At 41.2% G+C, this 20,492-nt stretch carries 15 protein-coding genes and 2 other RNA genes; 8 read left to right on the plus strand and 9 right to left on the minus strand.

All coding sequences use genetic code 11. The features are described 5' to 3' along the window. Positions 1–69: 69 nt before the first annotated feature. The 3 genes from K5Q73_RS12370 (at position 70) to K5Q73_RS12380 (ending at position 1,981) form a co-directional block, all read left to right on the plus strand. On the plus strand, positions 70–387 hold the full coding sequence (locus tag K5Q73_RS12370; protein WP_220760459.1) for a ComEA family DNA-binding protein: 318 nt from the start codon (positions 70–72) through the stop codon (positions 385–387). A 173-nt stretch (positions 388–560) separates the two neighbouring features. Then, an RNA gene (ffs, locus tag K5Q73_RS12375) (signal recognition particle sRNA small type) lies at positions 561–657 on the plus strand. A 73-nt stretch (positions 658–730) separates the two neighbouring features. Further along, positions 731–1,981 (plus strand): site-specific integrase, encoded by a 1,251-nt coding sequence (locus tag K5Q73_RS12380; protein ID WP_220760461.1) that lies wholly within the window; start codon positions 731–733, stop codon positions 1,979–1,981. A 38-nt stretch (positions 1,982–2,019) separates the two neighbouring features. On the opposite strand, the gene K5Q73_RS12385 is transcribed toward K5Q73_RS12380, so the two are convergent. After that, entirely contained in the window at positions 2,020–3,285 is a 1,266-nt protein-coding gene (locus K5Q73_RS12385) for a DEAD/DEAH box helicase family protein (RefSeq protein WP_202721506.1), read from the minus strand. An 847-nt stretch (positions 3,286–4,132) separates the two neighbouring features. Further along, the gene (locus K5Q73_RS12390; RefSeq protein WP_308443290.1) at positions 4,133–4,741 is read right to left on the minus strand and encodes a recombinase family protein; all 609 of its coding nucleotides are present in this window, start codon (positions 4,739–4,741) and stop codon (positions 4,133–4,135) included. 217 nt (positions 4,742–4,958) lie between these two features. On the opposite strand from K5Q73_RS12390, the gene K5Q73_RS12395 reads away from it, so the two are divergent. The 3 genes from K5Q73_RS12395 (at position 4,959) to ffs (K5Q73_RS12405) (ending at position 7,408) form a co-directional block, all read left to right on the plus strand. After that, a complete protein-coding gene (locus K5Q73_RS12395) occupies positions 4,959–6,428 on the plus strand; it encodes a hypothetical protein (protein ID WP_220760463.1) in 1,470 nt (489 codons plus the stop codon). Between the two features lie 117 nt (positions 6,429–6,545). Then, positions 6,546–7,172: a hypothetical protein gene (locus tag K5Q73_RS12400; RefSeq protein WP_220766148.1), complete on the plus strand. Its 627-nt coding sequence runs from the start codon at positions 6,546–6,548 to the stop codon at positions 7,170–7,172. Positions 7,173–7,313: 141 nt separating this feature from the next. Continuing rightward, positions 7,314–7,408: signal recognition particle sRNA small type (gene ffs, locus K5Q73_RS12405), an RNA gene on the plus strand. A gap of 396 nt (positions 7,409–7,804) precedes the next feature. Here ffs (K5Q73_RS12405) and K5Q73_RS12410 read toward each other — a convergent pair. The 7 genes from K5Q73_RS12410 to dinG form a co-directional block, all read right to left on the minus strand. Next, positions 7,805–10,033, minus strand: coding sequence for a M4 family metallopeptidase (locus K5Q73_RS12410; protein ID WP_220759430.1), 2,229 nt, complete (start codon positions 10,031–10,033; stop codon positions 7,805–7,807). A gap of 545 nt (positions 10,034–10,578) precedes the next feature. After that, positions 10,579–10,836, minus strand: a complete 258-nt coding sequence (locus K5Q73_RS12415; RefSeq protein ID WP_220759431.1) for a late competence development ComFB family protein — start codon at positions 10,834–10,836, stop codon at positions 10,579–10,581. 43 nt (positions 10,837–10,879) lie between these two features. Then, positions 10,880–11,794, minus strand: coding sequence for a histone deacetylase (locus K5Q73_RS12420; protein WP_220759432.1), 915 nt, complete (start codon positions 11,792–11,794; stop codon positions 10,880–10,882). Positions 11,795–11,823: 29 nt separating this feature from the next. Beyond that, a complete protein-coding gene (locus K5Q73_RS12425) occupies positions 11,824–12,528 on the minus strand; it encodes a DUF2057 domain-containing protein (RefSeq protein ID WP_220759433.1) in 705 nt (234 codons plus the stop codon). Positions 12,529–12,537: 9 nt separating this feature from the next. Then, a complete protein-coding gene (locus K5Q73_RS12430) occupies positions 12,538–13,200 on the minus strand; it encodes a primosomal replication protein (protein ID WP_220759434.1) in 663 nt (220 codons plus the stop codon). Further along, positions 13,197–13,970 carry a TSUP family transporter gene (locus tag K5Q73_RS12435; RefSeq protein ID WP_220759435.1) on the minus strand — a complete coding sequence of 258 codons (774 nt, stop codon included), beginning with the start codon at positions 13,968–13,970 and terminating at the stop codon, positions 13,197–13,199. Before K5Q73_RS12435 ends, K5Q73_RS12430 begins: the two co-directional genes overlap by 4 nt. Before the next feature lie 8 nt (positions 13,971–13,978). Beyond that, on the minus strand, positions 13,979–16,051 hold the full coding sequence (dinG, locus tag K5Q73_RS12440) for an ATP-dependent DNA helicase DinG (protein WP_220759436.1): 2,073 nt from the start codon (positions 16,049–16,051) through the stop codon (positions 13,979–13,981). Between the two features lie 100 nt (positions 16,052–16,151). On the opposite strand from dinG, the gene K5Q73_RS12445 reads away from it, so the two are divergent. Both K5Q73_RS12445 and K5Q73_RS12450 read left to right on the plus strand, forming a co-directional pair. Next, a complete protein-coding gene (locus K5Q73_RS12445) occupies positions 16,152–18,548 on the plus strand; it encodes a DNA polymerase II (protein WP_220759437.1) in 2,397 nt (798 codons plus the stop codon). 233 nt (positions 18,549–18,781) lie between these two features. Beyond that, complete coding sequence (locus K5Q73_RS12450; RefSeq protein ID WP_220759438.1) at positions 18,782–19,984, plus strand: porin; 1,203 nt, start codon at positions 18,782–18,784, stop codon at positions 19,982–19,984. The last annotated feature ends 508 nt before the right edge of the window (positions 19,985–20,492 follow it).

A 20,492-nucleotide genomic window follows, 5' to 3' on the forward strand; every position in this document is an offset into this window, starting at 1 on the left:
ACATTAAGCCTGTGGCCATGGAAAAAGGATTGCGGCCATACATTTAAGGATAAATAAAAGGAGATCCCTATGTATAAAGTTTTTTTGTCTGTTTTATGTGCTTTTAGTTTATTAATGTTCCCCGCAGCAGAAAGTAAAGCCGCAGAGAAATCACCCTCGCAGCAGCTAGCTAACCAGCCTCAATCTAAGCAATCAGAGCTAATTAAGATCAATAGTGCTACGGCTGAAGAACTCTCTATGCTTAATGGCATAGGAGAAGCTAAGGCTACGGCAATTGTCGAATACCGCCAAACTCATGGTAATTTTAGCTCAGTCGAGCAATTAGCTGACGTAAAAGGGATTGGTGAAAAGTTGATAGAGAAAAATAGAAGCCAATTAAGTCTGTAAAAACGAGTAAACTCTCGTCGTAAAGGCCCTTTTTTAAGGGCTTTTGTTTATAGAATCGTCGATTGAACCATATCTTACTAAACTTAGGTGATAATCACTTGATTGCTGGGGATGCATGATAGATAATGCAGCCGTTCTTTGGAGTAACACTCCTTAAGAAATTTATGGTGACCCTAGGGTCCCTCCGCAATGATAACTTGTGAACTCGGCCAGGCCTGGAAGGGAGCAACCGCAGCAAGTGACTCATGTGCCGGAGTGCGGCTCTAGGGGAACCTCCAAACTAAAGTCTAATCAAAGGCTTATCTCAGAAAGACCTCAGGTGATACACTTGGTGGTACACTCGATGAGAAATAGTTTAGCTAAAACTCCCCCATATTTGTTTCAATCTCGTCATGGCATTTGGTATGCGCGAATAGTCGTACCCGAAGCTCAACAAAGCTCCCTTGGTAAACGTGAAATCAGAAAGTCGTTAGCGACTAGAGACCGTCTTGAAGCCGTTCGTAAGTCTTGGCAAGTGTTAAGTCAGTTACGTAGTGTTGCTGATGGTAATACTCAAGGCACTACTGAGACGGTTGATACTCAAGCCTGTACGCAAGAAGTCTTAAGACCTGCCAAGGTTGCTGCTCCCACTATTACTACTCAAAGAAACAACAGTCATTCTAAGCTCCCAAGACTTAGTCAAGTTGTAGAAGAGTTTTGCCAAGAGAAACGTAAGCAAGGCGCATGGTCACCACACAGTGAGCAGGTTAACCGTCAGACCTATAAAGATATGATTGGTCTTCTAGGCGATATAAGTCTTGAAAAGTTCACACTGGCTAAGGCATTAGAATACAAACGACACTTCTCATCTAAAGCTGACCTTGCAGTATCTACGGTCAATAAGCGGCTGACTCGAGTCTCGGCACTATTACAGTGGGCAGCTCTTCATTACGGCATTAACAATCCGATGGTAGGCCTAAGTATTAAAGTGTCGGCAAAGGTTAAAGCCTCTAAGGCTCGAGATGCCTTGAGCGAGACCAAAATCAAACAGCTATTTAGGGAAATCCCATCGACTACTGAGCATAAGATGCCTTATCGTGCATGGTTACCAAGGCTTGCTGCTTATACTGGCGCGAGGCTAGGGGAGTTAGCTCAACTATATATAGATGACTTTAGTGTTATTGATGGTTATCCCTGCATTCACATTAGAGCGACACATTCAGATCAGTCCATTAAGACTGCGACCAGTGAACGTGTCATCCCTATTCACCCTAAGCTAATCGCTATGGGCTTCCTTCAGTTTGTTGATAAGCAACAGGCTAGCGGCCACGAGCGACTATTCCCAGAACTCAGGAAGATATCGACTCGTGGTTATTCACATCAGGTCTCTAAATGGTTCTACACCTTTAAGCCTAAGTTAGGTTGGGGTGAGCGAGACACCTTACACGGCATTCGTCATGCTGTGGCTACTCAGCTCAAACATAAAGAGTTTAGCTCTGATATGGTCGCAGGTTTGCTTGGTCATTCTCATGGCTCGATTACTTTTGACCGCTATGGCAAAGAGTACAAGATAGAGAACATGTTGAAGTTGGTTAAGGCGTTGGATTGGGAGTAAAGAAAGGTTTGAGTATTGATTTAAGGTTACTAGTCTATTTAAGCCAGCACTTTAATATCAGACTCATTTAACCAACACTTAAACAACTTTCGCATGCGAGGGCATACAATAAACAAGTGCATAGGTTCACCTTTTCGTATACAACCACGCCATATGAGCTGGAGCATTTCTGCTAAGGCATATCTGTCTTTGTCGAAAGCAACTCCTTTGTTTTTACAGTGGTTATAAATAGCAGGGTTTTCAAATTTGCTCAGTGCATAGATTACAGCTGTCTTGTCAGCATAATCGTTAGTCGCTCTGCAAGTTGAAGCGACCCAAAGTGCTTTGGTGTACTTTGCTCCTTTGGCTTGTGCTTTTCCTGACTTGATATGTTGACCATTTTTATCCTTATAATCCCAGTTTGCCTTTGGGCAAGTAATGAGAATATTTTCAGACGTTAGCTTTCTGTTGGTCACAAAGCTTGTAACCATAGCGGAAAGAGGCTTGATGACTGCCGGTCGTGCTTTACTCCACCATGTTTGAGTTAGAGAGGCTCGAGTATCCTTTTGGGGTTCAAATAGCTTGATGTTGTCACGGGCTATCTGTTTGAGTTCACTTTCATTGCGCATTAAAGCAAGCTCATGGGTAATATTCTTTGGCTTGATGTTATGAATATGACAATAGTGGGCAAAAATGGTGCCATCCCATAGGTAGGTCATACAGATAACTTCTTCAAAGGAAGATAGGATACTGATTGGATACTGGTGTATGAGGGTTTCACCACCGATCAAGTACAAGCTTTGGTTACAACAGTCCTCTGCAAGTGCTTTCTCTCTTGCGTCATCAATAGCAGCAATAGGGAAGCTCGCACAGTTCCAAGTTATAAGGCCGTCAGCCGCTACAGATAAGGCTTCCGACTCTATCAAGGTTCTAAGTCGATGGCGTCCAAGAGGCGGAGGAACTTTGATTGCCTCCACTGCTTCATCTATGACAAGGATGTAGCCCGCAGCATTAATCTCGTCAGCATCAGAGTGACTGAGATTTTGGAGTGTTGCATGTGTAGTGACCACATTATATCCATTGAGTATTAGATCCATGAACGAGTCCTTTTTGCTTCGACCCATAGATGTTGGTTGTTTAAAGTTTAGCTCTGGGCAGTCTTGTTGAAAGCGTTCGAGTTCAGATAGAAGAGGGGAGACATACACAAACTTTGAGGCTAGTGCGTTGTCCTTCATGTATTGCTGAATGGCAGTGCTCTTTCCTGCGCCCATCATCGCATCTACGACTTTTAAATTGACTGTATGTTGCGTGGTATTAGTTTTCATATGGTTGTATCCATTAAGTTTAAGTAAGGGCACTCATCAAGTCCCATCCACACAAAGGCCAAACAGCAAAGGATACTTCCTAAGTGTGGTCTCGAGTGAATGCGCTTAATTAAATGCTGTTTGGGTTATAGGTCTTGGGTTACCTTGGTGTTGGTTGAGGTTGCCGTGATTTGAAGGCACGACAACAGGGATTAAATTGACTCTGGTAAGACAGAGCGACTCTTGTCCTTTAGTCCGCTTTGAGGGTGTATTTTCGTTTCGCAATCTCTATGGCTATCTAGGAAAGAGCACCATTAGAGTACAGGTTAATTAGGTGTTGCTGATATTGGCCGCACCGCTAAGTAATATCCTTTAGTTGTCAGACCAAAGTTTCAAGTTTCTTAACGGAGACCTACTTTTAGTTATTTACAAACAGTCACTTACGAAGTCGTTATGCTGGTTGTCGCAATAAAGCAGCATACAAGGCTAAAGACCACTAAGTAATGGACTTAAGTTAAGGTGACTCAGGAAAAGGAAATAATAAAATTGCTTAGGATAGTATTTCACTTAGCTAGACTTAAGACATTGGTTATTAGATATGTAGACTCATCTAACTGGGACAAGTCTGTTAGCTGGTTTATATTCTTCTACCTATAGTCGTACTGGAGGTGTGCTTTTAGTTCTATCTATAGTCCGTAAACATCTACAAAATACTGAACTTTAGAGGCTTATTATTGCTGTAGACACGACTAAAACAGGTAGCCACAGACAGATAAGCATTTAAAGATCTTAAAGGATCTTGAGTGGCTCATTATGCCTTATGGCTACCATTGTACTAAGCGAGGTCTAACGTGCCTCTACGGATCATTTAGAGGGCTTGTAGTTCCTTATTCCAGTGCCTCTTGATGGTTGCTAATGATAGACCTAGCACTTGAGCTGCCTTGGCTTGGGATAGACCATCGGCTCTAGCTTTGAGCACTGATTGAGTCGTACCTTTTGCTACTGGGCGGCCTAAGGTTTTACCCTCGGCTTTAGCTCTCGCAAGACCCTCTTGTGTTCTCTCGATAATCCTAGACTTCTCGAACTCAGCAAAGGCAGTCATAAGGCTAAGCATGAGCTTTCCCTCTGGAGTGCTTAGGTCTGATACAGGCAGGTCTAACGATTGTACTGAGACCCCTTTCTCTGTCAGCATCTTAATGGTTTGAAGCACATCAATAGCGTCTCGTCCTAAGCGGTCAAGCTTCAAGACTACCAGTCTGTCACCAGCCTCAAGCTTGTGGTCGACTAGTTCCTTAAAGGCTGGACGAGCCATAGCTGCGACACCACCAGATATAGATTCACTTATGATGCGAGTATCCAGTAGGTCAGCGACTCTCTCCTTAAGCTGGTGGGCTTGTGTTTCAGCGTTCTGCTCAACGGTAGATACACGACAGTATGCAAAGGTTCTCATTAGGTTAGTCTCAGTGGGTGGTGTCATAAACGGTGTCAACAATAATCTTGAGTGTCATTAATGTCAACGGGTAATTTGTTGATACCTGCTGGCGGTCACTTATGATGGTGTCATCTAACGATGGTTTGTTGCTACTACTTCTTTAAAATCAATAGTATTCTTTAATACCGTAATAAAGAAGACGCTTTGTGATTCATTAGCCTCATGCTACTTTGAGTCGATAACTAAAGAGTGGATAAGTGATATGAGTTTGCAAGAAAGTGTTGTTAAAGATGTTCCGGCCTTTAAACCTGAAGCAGCTGTTACAAATAGCTACGACAAAGCTATAGCTGAACTGGAAATAACTATTAATAGGCAGTACTTCAAGATAGATCGTGACTCAAAGTTCATAGTGCATCAAGGCGTTGTTGACCCTAATGAAGATACTTCAATGTTGGCGGAAAAACTACAACGAACAAATTATGAAATAGCGGCATTGAAAGGTGAGTTTATTATCCTTTTCAAATCGCCATATTTTGTATCAAAAGTGGTCTGTAATGAGCTTCTTCGTCCAACCAGTAAGGGCAATGCGTTAAGAATCATTTCGAGTCGCTTTGTTGAAAGGAAAGTAGCAACGTCGACTAAGGATGAATGGAGAAGTGGCGGGCTGGGGCGTTTTCCGATATATGACATTAATGAAACTATTTATGGATTAATTCTCCCTAAGAATCTCCATTTGGATTACGCATTTGCTATCGAATTCGAGACATACTTTGGTGATGAGCAAAGAGCCAACTCTATTATTGAAGCTAATAAAGAAGTTGCTTTAGAAGCTAATATTTTAACTAAAACTCTAACTACTAAAGTAAATGAAGTAAATGAGTTCCTTGAGGAGCAGATGCTTGTTTATAAATCTCATACGGAAAATATGGAGGCAATACTAAAAGAACAAGATAGGGTTGAAAATAGCATCGGCACAAGTAAAGATACTCTTGCACGAATTAAGTCTGATATTGAGAAAGTAACTAATGAGTATGAGACAAAACTTACTCAAAGAGATAATTTATTAGGGTCTTATGAACAGCTAGTTTTAGAAGTTGAAGCTCGTAAAAATCAGATAAATACAAGCAAAGAAGAGTATCATGGAGTGGTTAGTTTACTTGATGAGGGAAGAGATGAATTAAGTGCTCTTCGAGATGAGCTTGCTAGTGTTAAGGCAGACATAAATGTTACGACTTTAGACATGAAAGGTTTTTCTAATGAGACTAAAAGTCAGTTAAGCATTTACTTCAAACTTACTATGGTAGCTATATTCTTCTTAGCGTCAGTATTTATACATTTATATACTAATGCTCAAAGTCTTATCGATTTAATAAAAGATGCTCCTAATGTTTCTGTTTGGAATATCCTACTTAGTCGATTGCCTCTTGTTACTGCGACAACCCTAATCATTGGCACTCTCTCTGCCTTACTTTTTTATTTAGTGAATAACATTATTTCAGTGAATGATGGAAAGATGAAGATGCTTAAAGCTTCTATATTAGCCGAGCAAATTACAGGCTCATTACCTAAGCAAGGAATGTCGGATGAAGAGATTAGGGATTACAAGCGGAATACTAAGATTGAACTAGTTACGAGTATATTCACTGGTGAAAATAATAAAGTTCAAGTAGACAACCAACAAAGTCTCCTTAAGCAATTTGCTGAATTAGTTGAGTTGATCAAGAAAGGTTAAGTCAATTAGCAGTAGAGGTCGTTATTGTTTTTTTAGGGGGGGGAGGGGGATAGTTCTGAAAGACTTAACCTTAAGAAGCCTCACACATTTTTATTATAATTTAAGAGCTTAAAGCAAATGAATGAGTTGAAAACATTAATAGATGAAGAGGGTGATTATAGGTTTTCAAAAGGCGGCCGAATCCTTAATAGCCGTAAACTGGACTCCGTGAGAGCACGCAGAGTAAAGGAATGTGCGTTGATTTATACTGAATTAGCGGATGTTATACACTGGCTGCAAGAGTTACAGAAACTAACAATGGAAACACCTCAAAATGTAGCATCTAAAACAGTCGAGTCTGAAGCAATAGCAAGGCTTTCGAGGGCTTACTTCACATCAGCATGTATTACATATTTTAAATTTTTTACACATGGCCATGGGATGTCGGTAAAAGTCGACGCCAATAAGCTCTACTCTCATCAACAGTTGGATATACATAATAATATCGAGAGATTAAGACATAAATTAATGGCGCATATTGATAGTACTGATGACTTTACTCATGAGCTATTTGCAATTGAAGACCCTATCAAAGAGTATTGCCCTTCAATTGTCCCAGTTTTCTTTAGGACTAACCACTTTAATGAAGAAAAATTAGCAGAGTTTATAGATTTAGTGACTTTCTTGCATGATCATTTTGTCAAACAGTATGAGCAAAGTGGACATAGTTTAATGGACGAAGTGTTTGGATCTAAATCTAGCTAAAGCTAGGCAATTTGAGTATATAAAGTTATATTTTAGAGAGTTATGCAGGTTGCTGTCGCCCTTTATTAGTGGTACATATAGTGAAACATTAACGACTTAACCCAACTTGGGTCATTTCTGAACTAGTTAATGGATGCTTACCTCGCATCCCCCCGCAATGATAACTTGTGAACTCGGCCAGGCCTGGAAGGGAGCAACCGCAGCAAGTGACTCATGTGCCGGAGTGCGGCTCTAGGGGAGCCTCCAAAACTCCCCCGTTTAGAAATAACTCTCTGATTTTACATAATATTTTAACTGACCTTTTCAGTTTTAACCTGTAAATCGGCCTACTTGTACAATTCGTGTGTACCACCTCATCTGAAACGACTGGCTTTGCTTGCACAATATAGCTTTAATGATTTAACAGGAAACTTGGTGCGGAAGGGAGCCCCCGCAGCAAGCGACTCATCATGTGGCTTATATAATCAATGTGTGGCTATTGGCGGCTTTCAAAACTCCTCAGCTTATATGTACATATTATAGTAAGTATCTGATTTTAAAATTGGCATCACACTTTAAGCAAACTGCTTGCAAGCTATGCGCTGTGACTCACTACTTGTTTTTATCCTATATTTTTTAGAATACATTAACCGCTATTTAAAGCTGATGCTCCAGGGGTTAATTTTCCCTTGATTAAAAATGCGTTGGTCTACGACTCGTAGCGCCCAAACTCCCTGGATCTTGATATTGTTAATGTTCACTTGATAACTGCGTTTTATTTTGCTCGGAACGTAAAACATTTTATTGTGTAATCTATAGCTTTTACCATACGGGTCAATGAGATCAATTACTAACTCAGAGGTATCATTATGCTCAATATCAACAAAAACACTGGCTTTTTTAAATCTTTGAGTTGATGATACCCACATTGGAATCTCAATCCCCTTGGGATTATAATCAGGAATTAGATAGCTTTTTTGGTTTCGGTAAACACCTCCATTTTTATCGTAGGTGATATTCATAGTGACCCCGCTATAATCGCTAACACCATACATTGTGAAATAGTAGCGTGAGCGGCGTGGAGTTGTTATGACACATGTTTCTTCATTTCCAATCTTGTAAGAACCACATTCTTGATGTGAAAATGAGGGAGTTTGACTTATGAATATATCAACGTCGCCTTTGCCTTTGCTTGTTTGAAATTTGAGATTGGAGGCTCCATTTGGAACATTAAGATAAAAGATGTATTTACTCTTTTTTGATCCTGACATCTTAGGAATTGGCATTCCTGGTTCTATTGCAATACCTTTTTTACATTCAACCCCAACTTTTGAAAAGGCTACGGCAACATCAATGGGGCTTAGACCCTGCCCTGAAGCTGCTGTGGCTATACCACATACGGCATCTTCAAAGTTTGTGTTCATTTGCCAATACAATTCGTTTGCATGAAGCATTACACCGAAAGCTTTTCGAATATCCCAACCAGGTTTGTTGGCAAGTAAATAAAACGCATGATTAAAAATACCGGCTGCTTTATGTATTTGCATGCCAGGCTTATAGTGTTTGTAGTGTTTTATTGTTAAATTATTTTGCCCTCGGTCTTCAAAATAACGGAGTGGCTTATACCCTTTTGTGTACTCATAACCAACCATCCAGTCATTTTTGCCTTTAACAAAGTATTCAGCTGTTTCACCAGCCATATCCGAAAAAGCTTCTCCAATAGCGCCTGCTTCACCTTTGCTAAATAGCCTTGAGTTATTACTTGTAAAAGCATGAGCAATTTCGTGCGCGATGACGTCAAGAACAGTCGTTGGGTAATGATTATAGTTACCATCACCAAAAACAACCTCCTTACCTGTCCACGATGCGTTATTAAAGTCAACACCGTAATGTACCTTTACAGGTAGCTTATATGGTGTAGGGATAGGCCTTGTCTTGTACCATCTGTCGAACATCTCAAAGGTTTTAGTTGCATAGAAATGTGCGTCATTAAGTGGTGAAAAAGCGCCGTTTATATCTTTGACAGTATTATTAGGGCATATATAGCTAAATGGAGTATCGCCTTTTACTGCGTTATTGAGATTCACAGTATAAACATAATCATTTTTCAAAGTGCAAAGGTTGTTAGCTGCGGAAGTAACTAATAACTTTTCATAGTCTATACCGAAGGTGTACTTTTTGGTTTTTACATTTCCACCAGGCCCTGTACCATATTTGTGAATTCCTGGGCCATATTTGTAAACGATATTGTTAATGCCATCCCACTTTTTTAAAATGTCACCAGAAATTGCGTCGATTAAAGCGAAAGGACGTGTAGGCTTATCTTTAAGTAATAAAGACGATGTCAAGTATACTAGTTTGGGTTGTTCATGGTCTATGTCTAATTTTATATAAAGTTTTGCCTCACTAAAATCTCCTTCAGATTCAATATTAAAAGTGTTGTTTAGAATATTAACTGCTTCTTTTTGGCTTATTATTTTATTAGTAGTTGTTGAATCGATACTTAAGTTGTTTAGATACTTTCCATTATTAAGGTTATATTTAGCTTTTGGAGAAATAGTATCGGAGGGGGTATAGTCGAGGATGACAGAGCTACCTATGATAGGTATACCCATATATTCTTGATGAAATCTAATTTTTGTCGTGCCGTTGGATAGTTTTAATCTTTTGTTTTCAACTAGTTTGCTATCTGAATTGTTAAATAGATAAGTAGATAAGTATTGTTCTAATGATTCCGTAAACTCAGAGTTTGTTATTAGTTTTTCAGAGAAGCTCAATGGTCCAGCTTGCTCGTCTATAGTTTCCCATGCTGCGCTATTTACATTTTCAATTGAAAATACGGATATGAATGTAAATAAAAACATTTTAAAAGGCTTGCGCATACTTTTAATCCTTATGTTGTTTTTTCGATTGTGGAGTCTTTATAAGTTAGATTGTGCTTTGTAGCTTTAATGTTATCTTTATACATGTGGAGTAAGTTGTAAATTTGTTTTTTTCTGCCTGTATATTTAGAGGTATATATAAGAGTGTTGATTGATTTTAGGTTTAAATGTTTTTAATTGACTCATTCAACCCTAATTTTAGCTATTTATTTGATTTGTTTTTTTTAATCAATTTCATAGGGTTGGAGTGAGTTGTGTTGTTGTGTTATTGGGCAGATTTTTTTTGTTGTTAAATATATAGTGCTTATTTTTTTATATTTTTATTGCACGTGTTTATATCTAATTTGATTGTGGAGTTATAAGTGGGGACTTTTTCTAGGTTAAAATATTTATTAATAGGTACTATGCTATTACACTGTAGTTTTTTCTAAAATTATAATGTTTCTATTTGTATGAAGTGTTATTTAAATGTTTTTCTAGGCACATATATTTATTCTTTTAAATATGGTGTCTATTTAAAAGTTCTTCTACTGATAATTTGCAACCTATTTAATGCTTGTTTTCAAAAACGCCCTAGATTTTTCCAGTGCCGTTTGGATCTCATCTTTCATCTGTTGCAGTTCGTTGTAGTCTTCAAAGAAGTAGGTGTCGACTAAATGCCTGATATAGCGCACGGGCAGCTGGTTGAGGGTGACACAACATAGATCGGCTAAATAATCTTCTGGAAGTTCATCTAACAAGCCTTCATCAGAAAGCAGTTCGAGTAGTAGCACTTCGTAGTAGTTTCTTATCTCTAATTGCATATAACGCTCCTTGTTTGATGGCGATAAAGCCACGAACTGACGTTTAACTTGTCGACTGCCAGATATTATTGGCCGCAATAAACAGTTGGCTATGGCGCTCACTTAGCGGTATCGATTCTTTACTGTAGCCCCCTCCAATGACACACGCAATGGGTATTTGTGCTGTTTTAGCTTGATGAATGACTTCTAAGTCTCGCGCGTAGATCCCATCTGTGCTGATATTTAAATACCCTAAGTTGTCATCACTATGAATATCCACTCCTGCATCGTAGATGATCAGATCGGGCTTATGCAGGCGTATAAGGTAAGCAAGTGTTTGGCTGACTGTTTCTAAGTAGTGTTTATCTTGGGTGCCGCGGGGGAGTTCTACGTCATAATCGGAGACTTGCTTTCGTGCGGGAAAGTTTTGTTGGCAATGAATAGAGCAAGTAATGACTTGTTCTAATGATTGTGCAATCGTGGCAGTGCCGTCACCTTGGTGCACGTCACAGTCGAAAATCAACACGGTCTCAATATGGTCTAGTTGCAAGCTAGCATTAGCTGCTAAAGCAAGATCGTTAAAAATACAGTAGCCACTACCAAACTGATGGTGGGCGTGATGGTAACCGCCGCTTAAATGAATAGCGCAGCCATGGGTTATCGCTTGCTCACAGGTGAGTGCGGTGCCAGCTACCGAATATAATGTTCGTTCAATTAACGCTTTGCTCCACGGAAAACCAATTCGGCGTAAGTCTTTACTGTTAATGGTGCCATTAATGAAATCATCGACATAACTGGCTTGGTGTAACTGCTTAAGGTTTTGAGTTGAGGTATTTTCTGGGGCGATAAATTGCGATGGCTCTGCAATACCTTGCTCAAGAAGGTAATCATATAGAGCCTGGTATTTGGTAATAGGAAAGCGATGGGTAGAAGGTAACGCCAGCTTAGAGTAGCTGGCGTGATAGATTAGAGGGATCATACTCAAATCTAGAGTAGAGCTGCTGCTAACTACAGCTGTTTAATTGCCCAGCTCATGAATTCTTTTCGAGTCTGCTCATCGGCGTGTAACCACCAATATTGCAGCATCTGCTCGGCTTTGGCTGCATCTTCAGCTGAAGTCGCAGGTGCTGTTGGACTTGTAGCAGCAACAGCTGGCATGGTCGCAGCGGCAGCTGGTGATGGCTTGCTTACTGGTGCAGTAGGCACTGATGCAACAGCTGCGCCTGTAGCAACTGCGGCTGCAGCATCGACGTCAGTGGCATCATTACCGCTGAATAAGCGTGACACGAAAGACTCTTCAGTAATGTTAGTCTGCGTGACTTTGTAATTAACAGTCCCTTTGTCTTCACGAGTAATCACAACTTGTGGTGACTTAGCAAAGCTTTTAGGGTTTTTTACAAACTCGCCATCGGCTGGCTTTAGCTGGTAGCTATAATCACCATCGACATCGATAGTCACAATAAAGGCGTTAGACTTTACATTGGTTTCGCTGTCGCTAAAATCATCTTCAACGAGGTCGTTATAGCGGATGGCGATTTTATGAGTGCCTTTTTCAAGCTCAATCTCAGATTTATGATTGAAAAGGCTCGTCTTAACTTCTTGGCCATCAACTGCGATGTATTCGAAAGACATTGGGATGTTGAAGTCAGCGGCAAAGGCTGCTGAAGAACCACATAGAGCAAGAAGTGCGGTAACGGTTAAACGTGGTTTCATTATTGTTCCTTAACGATTTTGACTCTTAAAAGGTCGCTCGAATAGTTGGATGCGATCTTCAATATAGCTGGTAGCTTGCCGACACTTACCTAGACGACTGTGCAGCGAAAGTATTTCATTCTGCAGCTTGATTTTGTCAGCACTATGACAGTTTTCAAGTGAAGATTGCAAATTTTCAATTTTTTGTTCAATAATCTTAGCCCAGTTCAAATGTTTATTAAGTTCTTCATAGAGTTGATGGCTATTTTGCATCACATTTGAGGCGATCCAACTGAAGCCACTGTCGTTATGAGATTTAATGCCACGCTTAATTGCATAGGATCTGCGGCTTCGCTTTTCTTGCTCAATCGACTTAATGTTAATGCCTGTGGTTGAAAGGGCGCGTCTGAGAGCACTGAATCTATCTTGTATTTTTTCGCAGCTAGACACTATGGTGTAAGGCGAGCGCTTTGCCTTGAGCAGTTGCTCTAGCTGGGTAATATTTTTAGAAAGTTGGTCAATACATGGCTGGAGTTGGCCGCCAACTTGAATAAATAGCTCATTATTGAAACGTTCAACGTCCTGCATCATCTTGCGCTGCCCAGGTGGGAGTCGAGAGTCGTGTTGCAACACTTCCTGCTCTAATTGCTTGAGTTGTAACTTGAGCTTTTGAACTAATTGGTCGGTTGTCATAACCAAGCACTCCAAACTAACTGCGCTGCTATTAATAGTATAACGGTAATGAAGATTGGGCGAATAAAGGGCAAACCAAACTTTATTGCCGAATGAGCACCGATATAGGAGCCTGCCATCATACAAATTCCCATGGATAAACCTATGGCAAAATTCACCTTGCCTACCGCGATAAAAATAATCAAGGAGGTTAAGTTACTGGTAAAGGTCATGGCTCTAGCGAGTCCACAGCTATATAGCAAAGGCAGCTTGTGTAGCCCAGTACTTGATACTGTCCAGAATGCGCCGATCCCAGGGCCTGCAAAGCCGTCGTAAAAACCTAGAGGTAAACCCTGTAACCACTGCTTAATTTTACTTTTTGGCTTTTGCGGAGATTTATGGTTGCTATCGCCCATGGCATTGGGTTGAAACAAGGTATAGAGAGCGATGGCGATGATCATGATAGGCAGCCACTTTTCTAGCCATTGATTATCGATAAGATAAACGATGAAGGTACCCATCACCGCGCCAATAAAGGTGGCAATAAAGGTGTGGTACCACAAAGAGGGGGAAAAGAGTCGCTGCTTGTAATAGGTGTAAGCTGCCATCGAAGAGCCAAAGCTAGCTGCAAGCTTATTGGTTCCTAGCGCTAGATGGGGCGGTACGCCCATTGTGAGTAAAGCAGGGATCGACAGCAATCCACCGCCGCCTGATACGGCATCGATAAATCCAGCAATAAATCCCACTAATGCGAGTATGGCCCAGCTACTAGGGTCTAGAAGTAAATCCAAAACTTGTCCTATTCAATCACACGGCGAAAAGGCGGTAGGGCATCTAGTAGAGACTTACCGTAACGTTTAGTCACTAAACGTCGATCTAAAATTGAAATCCGACCGTAATCCTGTTCTTTACGTAATAATCTACCACAGCTTTGCACCAGTTTGCGTGAAGCATCGGGAATAGTAAGCTGTAAAAATGGGTTTCCACCTTTTATTTTGATGTATTCCGAGTGCGCCTGTTCAACCGGAGAAGTCGGAACAGCAAAAGGTAACTTAGTGATAATCAAGTTTGTTAGATAGTCACCTGGCAAGTCGAGTCCTTCTGAGAAGCTGCCGGTACCAAAAATAATACTCGGCTTGCCCTCATCGCAGCGAGCTTTATGCTGCTTTAATATTTCTTGTCTTGGCGACGTTCCCTGAATTAGCAGACCTGTCTTAATTTTGCTTTCGACTAGATCGGCCACTTTTTCCATCTGCCAGTATGACGCGAATAATACTAAGCTCGCCATCTCATCTTCAACCAGAACGATAATATGCTTAGCTAGCTCATCGGTATATTTATCATCCGTTGGCTCACTGTCCATTTTAGGTAAGAATAGTGTCGCATTCTGTTCAAAATCGAATGGCGAGTCTAAAGCTAAGTAACGACTACCGTCATTGATAGAGAGGCCAACCTGATGGGTGAAATGGTTAAAATTATTGAGCGCTCTTAATGTCGCACTACACAGTACTACGCCTGCCGCTTTGTCCCATAGCAGGTTTTCTAGCATAAAGCCGACTTCGATGGGGGATGCATTAAACAGATAATCGGATTGTTTACCGGTAAGTTGCTCAATCCAACGGGCCATAGGCGCACCCTTGGGGCTATCCTCTTTGGCCATCATCTTCCAAAGCTTTTGCAGATTTTCTAATCGTTGCAGCATAAAGCCAGTTTCAGATAGCAAGGCTTCCGACTGATGCTTTGGAATATCACCGTCTTTTATTGCTTCGTTGAGTAAGCTCAGCATCTTATTAAATTGCTTTAGCGCAACATTTGATGCAGTAGCAAGGTTCTCGGCTTGCACTAATAATGCTGACGGTAACTTGCCGTGCTCGAACCTAAACCGATTTTCTGGATTATCAAACCGAGCAGCTTGGGTATCACAAAACTGAGCCACTTGGTTTAATAGACCTGTGATATCGCCTATATGATCCAGCATGGCTTGTGCTGGTGCAATAATGTTATTGCTCTTGATTTGGTTTTGTAATTTGCTGGTGGTTTTGCTGAGCTTTTCAAGCCAGTCGTTTGCACCACGCACTGTTGCCTGTGCGCTACTAAAGTCTCTAGCCACAATAGGCAGATGATGGGCCTCATCTATAACGTAAAACAGATCTTCTGGATCCGGTAAAATCACGCCACCGCCTAACTCCAAGTCGGCAAAAAGCAAACTATGGTTAGCAATCAGTACATCCCAAGTATCGAGATCTTCTCGTGCTTTGTGGAAAGGGCAGTTACGGTGGCTTGCAAGTTGACGATGGCAGCTGTGCTTATCGCAGGCAATTTGTTGCCACAAATGATCTGGGATCGGCTTAGTTAGCGTGTCGCGCTCGCCATTCCATGCACCTGTCTGGTAATCCTTAAGCAGAGCTTCGAGCATATCCACTTGGCTTTGATCAGGCTTGGTCTGCCACATTGCCATTTGGGTGCTGTTATCTGGGCCTACGAGCATCTCTAGTTTAGATAAGCAGACATAACGTTGACGCCCTTTAACTAAGCCAAAGGTAAAGTCGAGTCCTGATTGCTGTAGGAAGAATGGCAGATCTTTATGTAGTAACTGTTCTTGCAGGGCAACAGTCGCGGTGGCGATACAAACTTTTTTCTTACTCGCTAGTGCAAGTGGTATGGTGCCAAGAATATAAGCCAATGACTTACCAATACCTGTGCCGGCTTCAACCACAATAATACGGCGATTTTTGTCGTACTCACCCGCAAGCGTTTTTGATATTTCCGCAACAATATAGTTCTGCTCTCGGCGAGGGCGAAAGTTAGGCAGAGATGTTGAGATGCCTTTATATATAGTACGAATTTGAGTTTTAACGTCTGCGGATAACATGAATGCACTAAGCTAATAAATAGTGCTGTACATAATAACAGTGATTACTTAGCCTAAGAAGCGTTTAGTGATTAATAGTGTATTTAATTGAGTATAAAGTATGAAACCAGCTGAGACTGAGCCACAACTTATCAAGGGGCGAGTGCTAACCCGCCACGGGATTAACCGTCAAGGTAGCCTGAACTTGCAGTATTTTGTTCAGACTGACAAGGGGCCAGTGACAGTTGAAATACCTAACCAAGAACACGTGTGTTTTGTGCATGAGGCTGATGCGGCTTCATTATTGGCTAGCCCTGATCTTAGAGGCGTTCGCCGAAGCTCGGTCGCGCTTAATAGTTTTGCGAACACGCCCGTTGAGGCTCTCTATTGTGTTGATGGTCGCCAGCAGCGGAATTTGAATCGAGCAGCGAAAGATCTCGATATAGAGCTTTTCGAGTCTGATATCAAAGTGGAGCATCGTTTTCTGGTCGAACGTTTTATCGCACTGGATGCAGAGTTTTATGGTTATTTTGTTGAAACAGCAGGGCAGTCTTTACCTCAAAAACAGCCACTATTTATCGCAAGCCGAGCGCGTCAGGCTGTTTCGTCGATAAAGCTCAATGCCATCTCTTTAGATTTTGAGTGTAGCTTCTCTGGGGAGCTGTACTCCGTTGGGCTATATGGCCAAACGACAGATGCTTGCGTCTATCAAAAGGTTATTATGGTTGGCGAGGTTGAAGCCACTGAGGAAAACTACATTGAGTGGGTGGAGAACGAAGCGGCACTAATCAAGCGTCTTATTAGCTGGTTTCAGGAGTACGATCCCGACATCATTATTGGCTGGTCAGTGGTCACTTTCGATCTCGCACTGCTTTATCGCCGAGCTAAACACCATGGTATTGCATTAACGATAGGGCGTGATAATCATCCTCTGGGTTGGAAGGTAGAAGATAAATATCGGCCTGAAACGCTTTCGTTACCAGGACGAGTGGTTTTAGATGGAATTGATTGGCTTAAAGCGGCCTTCTATCAATTCGACCGCTATTCATTAGAGTTCGTCTCACAAGCACTGCTAGATGAAGGCAAGGCTATTCACAATGTTGATAACCGTATGGATGAGATCAACGAACTTTTCTTAAATAATAAGCCTGCACTGGCGCACTATAACCTTACTGATTGTCGACTGGTGTGGGATATTTTTGAAAAAACACACCTATTTGATTTTGCGATTGAACGAGCAAAATTAACAGGGCTTGAACTCGGACGAGTAGGTGCCTCGGTAGCAGCATTTAATAACTTGTATCTGCCTCACTTGCACCGCGCGGGTTATGTCGCTCCGAGTAAACCCGCCAGCGACGGCATAGAGAGCCCTGGTGGATATGTGATGGACTCGGTTCCGGGCTTATATCAACATATTTTAGTATTGGATTTTAAGAGTCTGTATCCTTCTATTATCCGCACATTCTTAATCGATCCTAAGGGCTTGGTAGAAGGGTTAACGCAAGCAGAAGAGCAAACTGTTAGCGGCTTTCTTGGCGCTCAGTTTAGTCGTGAAAAGCCAATTCTCCCCATGCTGATCAAAAACTTGTCTGAACAAAGAGAGCTGGCTAAGGCACATAATGATGGCCCTTTATCGCAAGCGATAAAAATCATCATGAACTCCCTCTATGGTGTGCTAGGTTCTCGGGGCTGTGTGTTTCATGATGCAAGACTCGCGAGTTCGATTACCATGCGTGGTCATGAAATCATGAAGCAAACCCGGAGTTGGATCGAGGCAGAAGGCTTCAAGGTTATTTATGGTGACACTGACTCCACCTTCGTCTGGTTAGGCGATGACTTTAAGCAAGATGAGGTTGCACATACGGGCAAATCTTTAGCTGCCAAAGTAAACCAGCTATGGCGCGACAAACTGACTAAAGAGTTTAAGTTAGAAAGCTTTTTAGAGTTAGAGTTCGAAACGCATTTTGAGCAATTCTTTATGCCGACACTAAGGGGGTCAGTAGAGGGGTCTAAAAAACGTTATGTAGGTACAAAGCGCCAAGCTACAGGTGAGTTAGGGTTAGTGTTCAAGGGGATGGAGCAAGTGCGTAGTGATTGGTCGCCCTTGGCGCGGCGAATTCAATATGAACTTTATGAGCGCTTATTCCAGCATTTGGATGTAAAAACGTACCTTAGAGAAATTATCGATAGCCTGCACAGCGGTGAGCTTGACGATGAACTTATCTTTACTAAGCATTTGCGACGTAACCTTGAAGATTATACGGCTAAATCTGCGCCGCATTTAAAAGTAGCCCGTGCATTATGTGACATCACTCAAGATCAACGCTTTGCTAAGCGTGGGACACGGATCGAATATGTCATGACCTTAAATGGCGCTGAACCAGCTGAATATATGTCGAGTTTAATGGATTACGATTATTATCTTTCACGCCAATTAGAACCGATTGCCGAACCGGTCCTTTCAATAATGAAAACTAGTTTCAGTGAGGTTGCGACGAATCAGATGTCGTTAATTTAGGTTGAGCTTCATTAATTTCCCGCTAATTAAATGTTAACAAATGGTTTAATCCTTTGTCAGTTCTGTGTTTGCTAGTTAATTAGGTGCAAAATCTAGCAAATAGTGTGATGTTCGTCTTTGAGTGGTTACTAATCTTTTGTTAATCTCAAATTCTATCAGGATAGAAAGAAAACAACGGAATGGAAGACAAATAGAATGAAGCAGACTGAACAACATTAAGGTTAGGCAAATAAATGAAAAAGACTCTAGTAGCATCGGCTTTAGCCGCAGTGATATTTGTACCAACAGCATCAGCAATTGAAATTTATAAAGATGACAAAAACGCAGTAGAAATTGGTGGTTATGTTGATGCTCGCATCATCAATACTCAAGGTGCTACAGAAGTGGTTAACGGCGCTTCACGTATTAATTTCGGTTTTACTCGCCAGATGACCGATGGCTGGAAAGCATTCACTAAACTAGAGTGGGGCGTTAACCCATTCGGTAACACTGACATCGTTTACAATAGCGACAGTACATTAGAGTCTCAAAGTGGCGACTTCTTAAATAACCGTCTTGGTTATGTAGGTCTTGCACACGACACATATGGTTCTATTACAATTGGTAAGCAATGGGGCGCATGGTACGACGTAGTTTACAACACTAACTACGGTTTCGTATGGGATGGTAACGCGTCAGGTACTTACACATATAACAAAGCAGACGGCGCCGTAAACGGTACTGGTCGCGGTGACAAAACAGTTCAATATCGTAATGCATTCGGTGACTTTAGCTTCGCACTACAAGCTCAGTTAAAGCAGGACGAGTTCAATGTAAATGAAACGGCTACAGGTGCTAGCGCTGTGTTCCCGACAACTGCAATGGCTACCACTGCAGATGCTGTAACAACTGTTGAGTACAACTATACTTACGGTGGTTCTGCGACTTACAACGTAACTGAAAACCTAGTAGTTACTGCTGGTTTTAACTTTGGTGAGTTTGAAGGAACGACTTCAGTAGGTAAGCGTTTAACTGAAACTGACTCTATCTACGGTCTAGGTGCGAGCTGGGGTAACTGGGGTGGTGAAGGTGTTTACGCAGCATTTAACGTAAACAAGCAAGAATTCCACGATACCGATAACTTGGGACGTATGATCCAAGATGCATGGGGTCTAGAATCAATCGCTTCTTACAAGTTCGATAACGGTATTCGTACATTCGTTTCTTACAACATCTTAGAAGCTGGCGACGAATACGAAGCGGCTTACAATGGTGATGTATTCAAGCGTCAGTTTGCAGTTGCTGGTGTTCACTATGTATGGGACTCAAGCACAGTTCTTTACCTAGAAGGTCGTAAAGATTTCAGTGATTTCACTAGCGTTGATAAAGTACAGCAAGCAGCGATGGAAGTTTCTGAAGATGACGGTATCGCAATTGGTATCCGTTACACACTTTAATTTTGCAATTTTAAAGTGATTAAAGCGCCTATTAAGGCGCTTTTTTTTGCTTGTTGTTTTTTTGGCAATTAATCTGGTTATTCAATCTAGTTATAAATGAATGGAAAATTGTATTTGTCAGGTGAAACCCAGCATAGATTTAGACTAAGTTTTCTCTAACTAAGAGTACTTAAATTGTAACATCCACACATATGAATCATCAGTTTGATTGAAAATTGCGCGTTCAGTGCGTTTTTTTAATTTTTTTTATACTTCACAATCTTGAAGTGATGACTAATTTAACATTTCTTTTTAAATCAGTTGCTTGCCGCTATCGCTTTATGGTTTTTGGCCTATGGCGGATGGAATTAATCATTTACAGCAGATTTTCAGTGCTGATTAATTAAAGGGCTCTTTGATACAAATTAGCCGGCAATTCTATCGTTGTTGACAAGAGATTAGGGGGAAGTCTTTTGTGTTATTCGGGTCTGGCTGGGTTAGTAGGTTTCATATTGTAGAGCTTTAGCTT

The sequence above is a fragment of the Shewanella sp. MBTL60-112-B2 genome, assembly GCF_019655055.1.
Taxonomy (GTDB): Bacteria; Pseudomonadota; Gammaproteobacteria; order Enterobacterales; family Shewanellaceae; genus Shewanella.